This is a genomic window from Bacillus sp. LJBS06 (genome assembly GCF_016924995.1).
In the GTDB taxonomy this organism is placed as follows: Bacteria; Bacillota; Bacilli; order Bacillales; family Bacillaceae; genus Bacillus; species Bacillus stercoris.
Map to the genome: position 1 here is coordinate 887,889 of NZ_CP070483.1, position 12,774 is coordinate 900,662.

The 12,774-nt window shown below is 46.2% G+C and carries 11 protein-coding genes; 7 read left to right on the plus strand and 4 right to left on the minus strand.

Going from position 1 to position 12,774, the window contains the following annotated elements; translation table 11 throughout:
* Positions 1 to 7: 7 nt before the first annotated feature.
* Together treR and JQX68_RS04370 are read left to right on the plus strand one after the other, a co-directional pair.
* Positions 8 to 724: a trehalose operon repressor gene (gene treR, locus JQX68_RS04365; protein WP_147773045.1), complete on the plus strand. Its 717-nt coding sequence runs from the start codon at positions 8 to 10 to the stop codon at positions 722 to 724.
* 139 nt (positions 725 to 863) lie between these two features.
* On the plus strand, positions 864 to 1,529 hold the full coding sequence (locus JQX68_RS04370) for an NAD(P)H-dependent oxidoreductase (RefSeq protein WP_014663198.1): 666 nt from the start codon (positions 864 to 866) through the stop codon (positions 1,527 to 1,529).
* A gap of 37 nt (positions 1,530 to 1,566) precedes the next feature.
* Here JQX68_RS04370 and JQX68_RS04375 read toward each other — a convergent pair whose 3' ends face one another.
* Positions 1,567 to 5,940 (minus strand): multifunctional 2',3'-cyclic-nucleotide 2'-phosphodiesterase/3'-nucleotidase/5'-nucleotidase, encoded by a 4,374-nt coding sequence (locus JQX68_RS04375; protein WP_147773046.1) that lies wholly within the window; start codon positions 5,938 to 5,940, stop codon positions 1,567 to 1,569.
* Between the two features lie 243 nt (positions 5,941 to 6,183).
* Between JQX68_RS04375 and yfkM the strand changes: the two genes are divergently transcribed.
* Positions 6,184 to 6,702 (plus strand): general stress protein 18, encoded by a 519-nt coding sequence (yfkM, locus tag JQX68_RS04380; RefSeq protein ID WP_014663200.1) that lies wholly within the window; start codon positions 6,184 to 6,186, stop codon positions 6,700 to 6,702.
* Between the two features lie 40 nt (positions 6,703 to 6,742).
* On the opposite strand, the gene JQX68_RS04385 is transcribed toward yfkM, so the two are convergent.
* Together JQX68_RS04385 and JQX68_RS04390 are read right to left on the minus strand one after the other, a co-directional pair.
* The gene (locus JQX68_RS04385; RefSeq protein ID WP_147773047.1) at positions 6,743 to 7,933 is read right to left on the minus strand and encodes an MFS transporter; all 1,191 of its coding nucleotides are present in this window, start codon (positions 7,931 to 7,933) and stop codon (positions 6,743 to 6,745) included.
* Between the two features lie 164 nt (positions 7,934 to 8,097).
* Complete coding sequence (locus JQX68_RS04390) at positions 8,098 to 8,313, minus strand: DUF1128 domain-containing protein (protein WP_003243712.1); 216 nt, start codon at positions 8,311 to 8,313, stop codon at positions 8,098 to 8,100.
* Between the two features lie 202 nt (positions 8,314 to 8,515).
* On the opposite strand from JQX68_RS04390, the gene yfkJ reads away from it, so the two are divergent.
* The 3 genes from yfkJ to JQX68_RS04405 are packed head-to-tail and all read left to right on the plus strand — an operon-like array spanning position 8,516 to position 10,175.
* Positions 8,516 to 8,986 (plus strand): protein-tyrosine-phosphatase, encoded by a 471-nt coding sequence (gene yfkJ / locus JQX68_RS04395; RefSeq protein WP_147773048.1) that lies wholly within the window; start codon positions 8,516 to 8,518, stop codon positions 8,984 to 8,986.
* 17 nt (positions 8,987 to 9,003) lie between these two features.
* Positions 9,004 to 9,324, plus strand: coding sequence for a hypothetical protein (locus JQX68_RS04400; RefSeq protein WP_003233665.1), 321 nt, complete (start codon positions 9,004 to 9,006; stop codon positions 9,322 to 9,324).
* A gap of 23 nt (positions 9,325 to 9,347) precedes the next feature.
* Entirely contained in the window at positions 9,348 to 10,175 is an 828-nt protein-coding gene (locus JQX68_RS04405; protein WP_014663205.1) for a YihY family inner membrane protein, read from the plus strand.
* 198 nt (positions 10,176 to 10,373) lie between these two features.
* Here JQX68_RS04405 and JQX68_RS04410 read toward each other — a convergent pair whose 3' ends face one another.
* Complete coding sequence (locus JQX68_RS04410; protein ID WP_069149176.1) at positions 10,374 to 11,549, minus strand: MFS transporter; 1,176 nt, start codon at positions 11,547 to 11,549, stop codon at positions 10,374 to 10,376.
* A gap of 166 nt (positions 11,550 to 11,715) precedes the next feature.
* Here JQX68_RS04410 and cax point away from each other — a divergent pair, with 166 nt between their 5' ends.
* Complete coding sequence (cax, locus tag JQX68_RS04415) at positions 11,716 to 12,771, plus strand: calcium/proton exchanger (RefSeq protein WP_103031740.1); 1,056 nt, start codon at positions 11,716 to 11,718, stop codon at positions 12,769 to 12,771.
* Positions 12,772 to 12,774 lie beyond the last annotated feature (3 nt).

The following is a 12,774-nucleotide window of genomic DNA, read 5'->3' on the forward strand; positions in this document are numbered from 1 at the left end:
GTCCATAATGAAGGTGAATAAATTCATCACAATTTATAAAGACATCGCGCAGCAAATCGAAGCCGGCCGATGGAAAGCGGAGGAGATTCTTCCGTCAGAACATGAGTTGACCGCACAGTATGATACATCAAGAGAAACGGTCCGAAAGGCGCTTCATATGCTCGCGCAAAACGGCTATATTCAGAAAATCAGAGGGAAGGGCTCTATCATTCTCAACCGTGAAAAAATGCAGTTTCCCGTTTCGGGTCTTGTCAGCTTCAAGGAGCTCGCGCAAACGCTTGGCAAAGAAACGAAAACAACTGTACACAAATTCGGGTTGGAGCCTCCGTCAGAGCTGATCCAGAAACAGCTCCGGGCCAATTCGGATGACGACATCTGGGAAGTGATCAGGTCTAGAAAGATTGACGGGGAACATGTGATTTTGGACAAGGATTACTTTTTCAGAAAGCATGTCCCGCACCTGACGAAAGAAATTTGTGAAAACTCCATATATGAATATATAGAAGGAGAACTCGGTCTTTCGATCAGTTACGCCCAAAAAGAAATTGTCGCCGAGCCGTGTACGGACGAGGACAGAGAGCTGCTCGATTTACGCGGCTATGACCATATGGTCGTGGTGAGAAACTACGTCTTTTTGGAGGATACCAGTTTGTTTCAATATACGGAAAGCAGACACCGTCTCGACAAATTCCGGTTTGTCGATTTTGCGCGGCGGGGAAAGTGAAAGAGGCGCCTGCCTGCGGCAGTGCGCTTTTTTGTTTGGTATCAAAATTGATACTATCCAACAAAAATGTGCGTACTTTTACTTTTTATCATAATGGCTACAATAGAGATGAGAGTAACCTAAAGGAGAGGTGTTTAACATGGCAGATCTAAAGAAACAAATTTTGGATGCATACCATTTCAGACATGCGACAAAGGAATTTGATCCGAATAAAAAAGTGTCAGACAGCGATTTTGAATTTATTTTAGAAACAGGAAGACTGTCTCCAAGCTCACTCGGCCTTGAGCCTTGGAAATTTGTCGTCGTCCAAAATCCGGAATTCCGCGAGAAGCTTCGCGAATACACATGGGGCGCGCAAAAGCAGCTGCCGACCGCAAGCCATTTCGTCCTGATTCTCGCACGTACAGCGAAGGATATGAAATATAATGCGGACTACATCAAACGTCATTTAAAAGAAGTAAAACAAATGCCTCAAGACGTGTACGAAGGCTATCTAAGCAAAACAGAAGAATTCCAGAAAAACGATTTGCATTTGCTTGAAAGTGACAGAACATTGTTTGACTGGGCATCAAAACAAACCTATATCGCGCTTGGCAACATGATGACTGCCGCTGCGCAAATTGGTGTTGATTCCTGCCCGATCGAAGGTTTCCAGTATGATCACATTCACCGCATTCTTGAAGAAGAAGGGCTTCTGGAAAACGGAAGCTTTGATATTTCTGTGATGGTGGCATTCGGCTACCGAGTGAGAGACCCTCGTCCGAAAACAAGATCTGCTGTTGAAGATGTTGTGAAGTGGGTTTAAATAAAGAAAGCTGCTCGCATAGCGAGCAGCTCTTTTTTTATGCCTGATTCGCTCTATTCTGTTTTCTCCTCTGATGTAAGTACAATGCCGTGCCGAGTGCACTGATCAGAAATCCGGCCAACAGGATCGAGTACATGGATGTGGCTGTGTCCGGAAGCAGGCCGCCAGCCGGGCCGTCTGTTCCTGACCCGCCCGAACCGTTAGTCGGTTGAGTGCCAGGAGGCGTATCATTTCCTCCGTTCCCGTCAGTCGGCTGTTTTCCGCCTGGTTTGTCGGAGCCGCCGCCATGATTGCCGTCATCCCTGCCTGTCGGTTGATCTGACGGGAATGCCGGCGGTTTGTTGTTCTCTCCGGAATTTAAGATCGTGTATTCGCTGAAGTGGTTTGTATATCCTGTCACCATATCATCGTCAACTGATCCGTGATCTGTCTTTGTGAAAGCTTTCTTTTTCCTGTCGACGTGATAAATGGCAGGGTTATGGGCTTCTTCAATATCAAACATGCGAAGAGAAAGCTGAACGGGCTCCTTGAATGATTTTATCTCTTTTCCTTTTTGCTTTACTGTAAAGTCATATACATCTGCCAATGACACATCCAACTCTCCCGTCGACTTGATTCCGATTGCAGTGTCTGCGGTTTTAAGGTTCGCCATTGGCATCTTCATGCTGTACCAGTAGTTGAACACCGTCAATGAAGGATCTGACTCTCTTTCTTTCAAAAGTTGGACCTGATCTTTCTTCACTTTAAGATTGATAGGCTTCTCTTGTGATCCTTCATGTGTTCCGTAATAGACAAGCGGCGTGTTGGCATTTTTAGCGTAAATCGCAAATTTGTCTTCATCAAGTGTCCAGCTGCCATCCTTCTGCTTTGTCGGCAGGAATACTTCTTTGATCCGTCCTTCAATTTTAGGAGATACCTTGTTTCCTAGTTTTTTCAGCTGTTCGGTGAAAATCTCATAATCAACGTAGCCAAGGTCTTCACCATGGGAGGCTTGTGTAAAGACAGAATATCCGTCTCCTCCGGCGCCGACAAAATTATTTGTTGCCACGCGGTAGGTATCATTCGTATTTATAGCAACTTTGTCTCCGTTAGGCAATTCAATTTTCACGTCTAACACACGGTGTCCAGGTTCATTGTTTAATGTAAAGGTATATTCGATTCCGGCTACCTGAGGGAAAGCGCCGCCGCCGTTTTCCACATTGCTTAGGCCTTGTTCAAGGGCTTCTTTAATTTGTTTTCCGGTTAAATCGGCCACGTAAAGCGTATTGCCGAACGGCATCACGTTGAGCACCTCGCCGAGTGTGATATCCCCTTTGTCAATGCCGGCTCTGATGCCGCCGCCATTTGTTATCGCTATTCTGGCGCCGGCTGCTTCTTTCGCTTTTGCAAGCATACCGTCCGCGATGAAGTTTCCGAGATTCGTTTCTTTCGTACGCACATGCTCACGCTGGCCGTCAAGCGCCACATCCGTATAACCGACTTTTTCATTTTTGACGTCTTCTAATTCACTTTTGAACTGGTCGAGCTCTTGTTTTGCTTCTGCGTTTTCTCTTGTATGTTCATCAATTGGCAGCACACTCAGATTTGATTTGTCTGTTTGCACAACGCCGTTTTCATCAAACGCGACATCAACGCGCCCTAAGAATTGGCCGTATTCTTTTGCCTGTGCCACGATCGTCGGTTCTTCGTTGTCCACGACCTCCATTTTGTCTACGAGGGTGTGAGTGTGTCCGCCGATGATCAAGTCAATGCCTTTTACTTTTTTGGCGAGCTCAAGGTCTCGGTTATGCCCGATATGGGTTAATGCAATAATTTTATTTACTTTTTCTTCTTCCTGAATCGCTTTGACGGTGTTTTGTGCTGTTTCAAAGGCATCATTAAATACGATGCTTTTGCCCGGACTTGAGGTGGTGGCCGTATCTTCCGTTGTCAGTCCGAATACGGCGACTTTCTCCCCGTCAACGTCTAACAGAATGTAAGGGTGGATGCCGGCTTCTTTCTTTTCACCTGCCGTAAAGGTTTGCGGCTTTTTGACAAATGATTTCAGTTTGGGCTCATTTGACACATCTACGTTTGCGCTGACAATCGGAAATTCCGGCGCTTCAAAGTGATAGCGGTTCGCTGGATCAACGGTCGCGCTGTTTCCGCTTAGAAAATCAGAAAGCACTGTCGGGCCTTTGTCAAATTCATGGTTTCCGAAGGTCATGGCGTCATAGCCCATCATATTCATCATTTTCAAATCGGCCAAACCGTTCCATTTTGTGAAATACAGATCACCGGAAAACACATCTCCCGCATCAAGGAGAATGTTGTGGTTTGTTTCGCTGCGCACTTCGTTAATTTTCGTCATTCGTCTCGCTGCATTATCGAGATGGGCGTGCGTGTCATTCGTGTGCATGACAGTTAGATCCCACAGCCCGTCTTTAGGAGGATCTGGATTTGAATCATCATCGAATTGCAGCTTATACACACCATAGCCTTCATTCGCAGACTTGCCTACATAAGCGACGTCGTCTGCTTTATCGGCAAATGGCTTGGCCAAAAGTGAGGATTCAAACGTCATATTCGTACCGGAAACAGGCGCGATTGACCAGTTGTTGTCTGCTTTTGGATTGACTGTTTTTTGTTCAATAATGTAATCCATCAGCACCTGCCTGTTTTCAACAGCAGAGCCGTGGACAATTTTATCGCTCGTCAGATGAGGGAACCCGCCGCCTCCGGACGCACGATAATTATTGGTGACCACGAGAAATTCCTGGCTTGGGCTGATCGGCTTGCCTTCATAGGAAAGATTGATGATCCGGGATGAATCCGCATGAACCACTTTTCCGTTCTCATTGTATTTAGCCGGTTTTGTCACATCGACTTGATATGTGACGCCGTCAATCACATCAAAATTATAGGAGCGGAAATTCTCGTTCAGCAAGGCCTGATCGCCGCCTTTAGCCGGATCAATTTGATTGAATTGGCCTGCTGACATCTCCAGCCAGTCCTTCACTTCGCTGCCTGTCAGCTTGACGATTTGGACAGTATTATCATAAAGATACAAGTCACCGACATTTTTAATCGCAAGATCTCCGGCCGGAATGTTTGTGTAGTAATTGGCTCCGTTTCTGCCGCCTGCTTTAAACGGCGCTCCGGCGGATAAAATCGGCAGGTCCTTGTACTCGGTATCCTTCATTTCTTTTTCGGCGTACCATTTTTGCGCATCAGTAACGATTTGAATGGAAGGATCATCTTTGACCTGGGCAAAGAAGCTGTTAATATCGGCTTCGGTTTTGCCGACTGGCTTTCGAACATACTCCAGTGTGTTTTGGTGTGTTTGCTGTATGGTGTTTGTAACGGTTTCGTTTCTGGATGTGACGGTGCCGGCAATAGATTCAATACTGCCTTTGGAATCTGCAACCTTCCATGAGCCGTCCGCCTTTTCAAGTTTGAGGTCAATCACGCCTAAGTATTTGCCCCAGCTGCTTGGCATGACGACAGGAATGCCGTTAATCGTTCCTTTTTCCACATCGAATTGAGCAGCACCTGCATACTCCGCGGAAGGAAAGAGCCCGTGCTGATGGCCCGAGATAATCGCATCAATGCCTTTCGTTTTAGTGGCAAGGTCAAACACGGCGTTTTCTGCGCCTGATGATTGCGCCTGCTTTTCAATGCCGGTGTGGGCGAGAGCAATAATGACATCTGCGCCTTCTGCCTTCATTTTCGGGATTGTTTCATTGGCGGATTCTACGATATCCTGCACCTGAACCTGCCCCTCAAGATTCTTTTTGTCCCATGTCATGATTTGCGGGGGGACAAAGCCTATGTAGCCGACTTTTACTTTCTGTTTATTGCCGTTTCCGTCAGTGACCGTTTTCTCTTTTATCACATACGGCGTATAACGGTTTTCGCCGCTAGTTGTTTTGACGTTGGCATTGACAATCGGGAAATCGGCTCCTTTGATTGTGCCGTCGAGAAAGTCAAGTCCGTAGTTGAATTCGTGATTGCCAAGCGTCCCGGCGTCGTATTTCAACGCATTCATGACGCTGATAATCGGATGGGTTTTCGCGCCGGAGATAATGTCGTCTTTTTGATATTTCACCGCGTATTCACCCAGCGGATTCCCTTGAATCAAGTCGCCGTTATCGACAAGCAGAGTGTTAGGGTTTTGCTCGCGGTGCTTTTGGATCAGCTGCGCCGTTCTCGCCAGCCCGAAATCCGTCGTTTCTTTGTCGCTGTAGTAATCATAATCCATCATATTGGCATGAATATCAGTCGTGGCCAAAATACTCAGATGCACCTGAGGAGCCGCGCTTTCTTCTGCATGAATGGGTGGTGTTGGGAGGATTAGGCTAAGTATCATAATTGGGGGCAAAAGAATACGGAGAATGTTTCCGACGTGTGTTCGTCTTTTCTGTATTCTCACCAGTTCTCCACCTTTCAACGAAATTTGTGTTACAGCTCCTATTGTAAGAATATTTTGTAACTATTTGTAGGTGTTTCTTTATGATTATTGTAAAAGGGAGAAAAATGAGTACTATGTAGCAGCTTCAAACGACAAATGCTGGGTATTTATGCTTATCGTTTGTCCATATTCGCAAAATGTTTATTTTAGTGTGGCTGGGGTAGAGTGTTTTATGTAGACATCTAAAGCGGGAGGTTATGAACCATGGGGAAAAAAATTGCAGTTGTTTTGACAGATTACTTTGAGGACAGCGAGTACACTGAGCCTGCGAAAGCTTTTAAAGAAGCGGGACATGAACTGACTGTCATCGAAACTGAAAAAGGAAAAACAGTAAAAGGCAAGCAGGGAAAAGCGGAAGTGACAGTTGACGCTTCCATTGACGACGTAAACCCTTCAGACTTTGATGCGCTCTTGATTCCTGGAGGATTTTCACCAGACCAGCTTCGCGCTGATGATCGTTTCGTCCAATTTACAAAAGCGTTTATGACTGACAAAAAACCGGTATTCGCCATTTGCCACGGCCCGCAGCTTTTAATCAATGCGAAAGCGCTCGACGGCCGAAAAGCAACAGGCTATACGTCCATTCGTGTTGACATGGAAAACGCCGGTGCCGACGTTGTGGACAAGGAAGTGGTTGTTTGCCAGGATCAACTGGTTACAAGCCGAACACCGGACGACATTCCGGCATTTAACCGCGAATCTTTGGCATTGCTTGAGAAATAAGATAAAAACGGACGCCCGCGGGCGTCCGTTTTTTTGTTGCTTAGGCTTGAGCGCCAGTCAGCTTCTTGTACCTGTAATACAAGAAAGCCGCTGCAGCCGTTCCGATGACCGCAATGCCGAAGTCGAACATGAAAATATGGGCGATGCCTCCCGCTTTTGCGATAAGGCCTGTTGCAATCGGAAGCAGAATCGATGCAAGGCTTGAAGCGGTCGCTACAATTCCGGTAACGGTTCCTTTTCGCTTCCAGAACAGCTCTGTCATTAACGTAATGGTCATTTGAAACACACCTGCAGTAGAAAAGCCTAAGAAAAAGGCAGTGATGTCCAGCACGACTGGGGTATGAACCGTCAGCATAACTGCGAGCGTACATAAAGTAATAATGGGATATAAGAGCGTTATGAAGACAGGTTTGACCCATCTGTTCAGCAAAACGGCTAATAATAAAACAGATGCCAGAGACCCTATACTATAATAGCTCAGCAATTGTACGGATGCTGATTCAGCTAACCCGGCTGCCTTTTGCGCGTAGCTCGGGAGCCAGATTTGAGAAACCGTAAATAAAGCCGTGGATGTAAAACCGATGATAATCAGTGCGGTGCCTTCTTTCTGAAAAACAGGTTCAGACAAGAAAACGGAAGATTCCTGTTGGCCGCTATCAGTTGGTTTCTTATGTTTTTTAGGAAACGAAAGCGTTGATAAATAAACAATATTCAGGAGATAGACCGCTGCCGGCAGATAAAAAGCAAATCCGTAAAACATGCTGTGGTCTGCTAAAAATGTGATCAACAGAGGCAAAAGTGCTGCCCCGACAGACATAAAGGCTTTGACCAAGACATTCGCCGAACCGGAAGCAGCCGGGAAGAGTTCGGTCAGGGCGGGATATGTTCCTGCGTCCATCGCTGAATTTGCAACTCCCGCTAATAAGGCGAACACAAACGCCAGCTCATAGCTCGGTGATAAAGGAATACCGACTAAAAAGACGGCCATAATTCCCGCAGAAGCGACAACAAGCGGCTTTCTGCCGATTCTATCAGATAAAACTCCGGAAATGCCGTATGTCAGCAGTTTGCCAAATCCGATAGCGGCAATGACATAACTGATGCCGGTCGGATCGGTATTCCATTGTTTTGTTAAAGAGGGCATATTGGATGCGAGAATGATATTGACCATCCCCAGAAAGAAGTAGTTGATATACATTCCGGATGCTGTTTTGATATGTGACGTTTTCATGCTTGTACTCCTTCACAACTTATTCGAACACTGTCATGAGTATCATGTTTGGCAGCCTGTTTCTTCGAATGCAAAAATTAAGCAGATATAAATGGCGCCTGTTAAGGAAAATTGGTTTTGAGGCAATGATAAAAAAGACTCGCCGAGTTTCCGGCCAGTCTCCATTATTTGCGAAGCGAGGCTAGTTCCTGAGCAATTGCCTGCATTTCACTTGGGCTGAATGATTCTTTTTTCATCACCATGCGGTGAAGGTACGTGAGGTCTTCGATCTTCTCATCACTGAAATCCTCCGCTTTGATCACGCCGACGTTCAGCATGTTCAGCTTTTGGGAAATCTCTTCAATCATTTGAGTTAATGTCTCTGTATTTGGGCTGGACAAATGATTCCATCCTTTCTTTGCGCAATATAGGTATGTTTTATTCTAACAGAATTCCTTCAGAAAAAAACCCTATTCTAAAAGCAGGCTGTTTATTCCAAAAAAGTGAAGACATCAGTTGAAAAGGAAATGAACATCCTACTAAGATATTCATGAAGGTTTCTTTTTAGAGAAATAGGGGCAAAGAATAGGGAGGTTGCACAACATGATAAGCGTGTTATTTGTTTGTTTAGGAAACATTTGCCGGTCTCCGATGGCGGAAGCGATTTTTCGGGACTTGGCAGCCAAAAAAGGATTAGCGGGGAAAATCAAGACGGACTCAGCCGGTATTGGCGGCTGGCACATCGGCAATCCCCCGCATGAGGGAACGCAGGAGATATTGCGAAGAGAAGGAATCAGCTTTGATGGCATGCTGGCGCGTCAAGTCAGCGAACAGGATCTGGCCGATTTTGATTACATCATTGCAATGGATGCAGAAAATATCGGAAGTCTCAGAAGCATGGCGGGATTTAAAAACCCCCCGCATATCAAAAGGCTTTTGGACTATGTTGAAGATTCAGATCTGGCCGATGTTCCCGATCCTTACTACACGGGGAATTTTGAAGAGGCTTGCCAATTAATCAAATCGGGCTGTGAGCATCTGCTTGCGTCGATTCAAAAAGAAAAACAATTGTGAGTGAAAGGAGAATTTGCATGAACAACGAACGTTTAATGCTGAAAGGGATATTTCTCGGAGCTGCGGCAGGCGCGGCGTTATCACTGCTCCATAAGCCGACAAGACAGGCGTGCGGCATGAGATGGCTGACATGCAAGCATAAACTTTCACTGTATAAAAGCAATCCGGAGCTGTTAAAAAACACTGTCATCACAAAAGTGGATGAGGCCAAAAAGCTCGCCCAAACGCTTTCAAAGGAAGTCGACTTTGTGAATCAGCAGGTGAAAGAGCTGAAGAAAACAACACCGCAAGTGATGGAACTTGTGCAAGAAACGAAAGAGCATTTTTCAAAAAAATGATTAAACATGCGAGGTGAGGCGACATGAGTTTTTTAAAAGAGCTTTTCAGCAGGTACACCCTTCACGAAGGACAAAGCAAATCAGCGGAGCTGGCGTATTTTTTTCTATTGTCACTGTTTCCGTTTTTGATTTTTATGCTGACGCTCACCGCGTATCTTCCGCTTTCTACCGATGATGTTTTAGGAGTCATAGAACAATATGCTCCCGCCAGTGCGATGTCTCTCGTTGAATCCATTACCCATCAAACCTTAAATAATCGAAATGGCGGTTTGCTGTCCTTCGGGATTATCGCCGCATTATGGTCTGCGTCTAATGGAATGAACGCGATCGTCCGGTCGTTAAACCACGCGTATGATGTGGAAGAAAACCGCTCTTTTATCATTGTTCGTCTAACCTCGATTTTTTTGACGATTGCCATGGTATTTACGATTTTAGTGGCTTTGCTTCTGCCGGTATTTGGCCGGGAGATTGGAAGGCTCGCTTCTGACTTTGTCGGGGCGTCGGATCTGTTTTTATCCGTCTGGGCCGCCATTCGCTGGGGTGTAAGCCCTCTTGTGCTTCTGATTGTTTTTTCCGCGCTGTATGTGATTGCACCGAACAAAAAGCTGTCTCTCCGGTTTGTCATGCCGGGTGCGGTCTTTGCGACCCTCGGCTGGATCATTGTCAGCACATTGTTTTCGTTTTACGTCAGCACGTTTGCGAACTATAGCGCCACTTACGGGAGCATCGGGGGAATCATCGTTCTGATGATTTGGTTTTACTTGAGCGGTATTTTAATTATCCTAGGCGGAGAAATCAACGCTCTTTTACATAAACGTAAAAAGCTTCCTGATGAAAACCCCTACCATTAGTGCATCCTATAAACGAACTTCGGTTCAAAAAGAAGTCGGGGGGATATCGTGATGACCAAGCATACGAAAAAAGGCGGAAGCCATAACAAACAAAACTCGAAAAGCAAATCGAGCCATAAAACAAGCGGAAGCGCCAACGGACAAAACGGCTACCATTAGCATCAAAGCCTCCTGACATCATGTCGGGAGGCTTTTTGATTAGGAAGATGAAGAATAGGTTTCAGCCGGTGACCAGCTTTTCGGTTTGCCCAGCACAAGGGCCAGCCATACAGCGCTAAGCGTAAGAGTAATGAAGTAGAACAAGTTTGCGCTTTCAAATGTCTGCATATACCAGCCGCCGGCAATTGGGCCGAGAATGCTGCCAAGACTGAATGTAATGCCGCAAAGCAGGTTTCCCGCCGGCAGGAGATGAGGCGGGAGAAGATCTGTCATATAGCTGATGCCAAGTGTAAAGGTTGATCCGACTGCCATTCCTGCAATAAAAAAGCAGCCGCCGATCACGTAAGGCAAAGGGAATACACCGGCGATGAAAAAGCAAAGAGCCCCAGTCAGTAAAATCACCAGCAGCACATTCCGCCTGCCGTATTTATCGCTGAGGATGCCGAGAGGAAACTGAAAGATAATGCTTCCAATCGCAAATGCGGGAAGGATGATCGCTACTGCGTCTACTGATATCCCCAAACGGAGCGCGTAAACGGGAAAGCTTCCGTTCAGCGCCGTCTCCAGAAACCCGTAGCCAAATGTAGGCATAAAGGCAACCCATCCAAACAGCATGGCCTGATAAAACCGCCTGAAACTATTGTCAGTTTTGGTTTCATGAGGACTGGTTTGCGGGTATGCATTTTGTAGAAAGAAAACAAAAAGCCACGCAAACAGACTGATGCAGCCGGACACGATAAAAGGAAGCGGCGGACTCAGCTTGACAAGTGGCACCATGAACGGACCCGCGGCAAATCCAAGGCCAAAGGAAAGCCCGTAAATAGACAGGTTTTTTCCGCGATTTTGTTTTGATGACATGGAGGTTACCCACGTTTGCGTAGAAAAGTGAAGCATATGGTCGCCGATTCCAATAAACAGGCGAAGCAGGAACCAGACCCAAACTGACTGAAGCCAAATAAATCCGAATAAGCTTAAAATGACAATGCTTCCGCCCATGACGATCAGCGGCTTGAATCCGAGTTTTCTAAGCGGCGCTTCCATAAACGGCGAAGCCAAAAGCACGCCGATATACAGTCCGGTCGCATGCAGGCCGTTGACAGCAGCGGATTCTCCATTTGTTTCAAAAATGATTGAAATGACAGGCAGCAGCATGCCTTGTGAAAACCCGGAAATGGAAACGAGCAAGACAAGGATAAAGAAATGAAATCGTGACATCGTGTCGTTCTCCTTATGTGGGATCTATGTTGATCGTACAACGTTTTCCAAAAGCAGGCAACCTGAAAAAAGCCTATATCACGCTAAACATTTGCCCTCGTGTAATCATGAAGGTTTTTGAGAAGAATAAAAATAAAACAAGTCATAAAAAAGGAGCCATTTCACCATGAATCGTATCTTTTTTATTTTAGTGGCGGCCGGTGTTCCGCTTTCTGTGATTGGCAGTTTGATGCATTGGCCTTCCGCGGTTCTTTTTGCCGTTTACTGCGTGACAATTATCGCGCTTGCAAGCTATATGGGAAGGGCGACAGAATCACTGTCCATTATTGCAGGACCGCGAATAGGCGGTTTGTTGAATGCAACCTTCGGGAATGCGGTTGAACTGATTATTTCCCTTTTTGCATTAAAGGAAGGCCTGACAGGAATCGTGCTTGCCTCTTTAACCGGTTCAGTGCTGGGAAACCTGCTGCTGGTCGCGGGCCTATCGTTTTTTGTCGGCGGTTTAAAGTATAAGCGCCAAGAGTTTAATATTCATGATGCGCGCCATAATTCGGGGCTTTTGATTTTTGCCGTCATTGTCGCCTTCGTGATTCCCGAAGTATTTTCTATTGGAATGGGAGACGCGAGCAAGCTCAATTTAAGCATTGGCATCAGCATTATCATGATTCTGTTATATGTCGCGGCGCTGTATTTTAAACTCGTCACGCACCGCGGAGTTTATCAGCCAAACAATGCCGCCCAGCATGAAGAGGAGGAACAGCCGGAATGGTCAGGGAAGATTGCGACGATTGTGTTGTTTGCGGCAACGATTGTCGTGGCATACATATCCGAAAACCTGGTCCACACATTCCACTCTGTGGCTGAGCAGTTCGGCTGGAGCGAGCTGTTTATCGGGGTCATCATTGTGGCGATTGTAGGAAATGCGGCGGAGCACGCGTCAGCGATTATTATGGCCTTCAAAAATAAAATGGACGTTGCGGTTGAAATCGCAGTCGGCTCTACGCTGCAGATCGCTATGTTTGTCGCACCGGTGCTCGTCATCTGTTCTATCTTTTTCCCGACAAGCATGCCGCTTGTCTTTACATTGCCGGAGCTCGTCGCGATGGTATCAGCGGTTCTCTTGATGATCGCTATTTCGAACGACGGGGATTCCAACTGGTTTGAAGGGGCAACACTGCTTGCCGCATATGTCATTATGGCGATCGGCTTTTTCCTTCTTTAACCT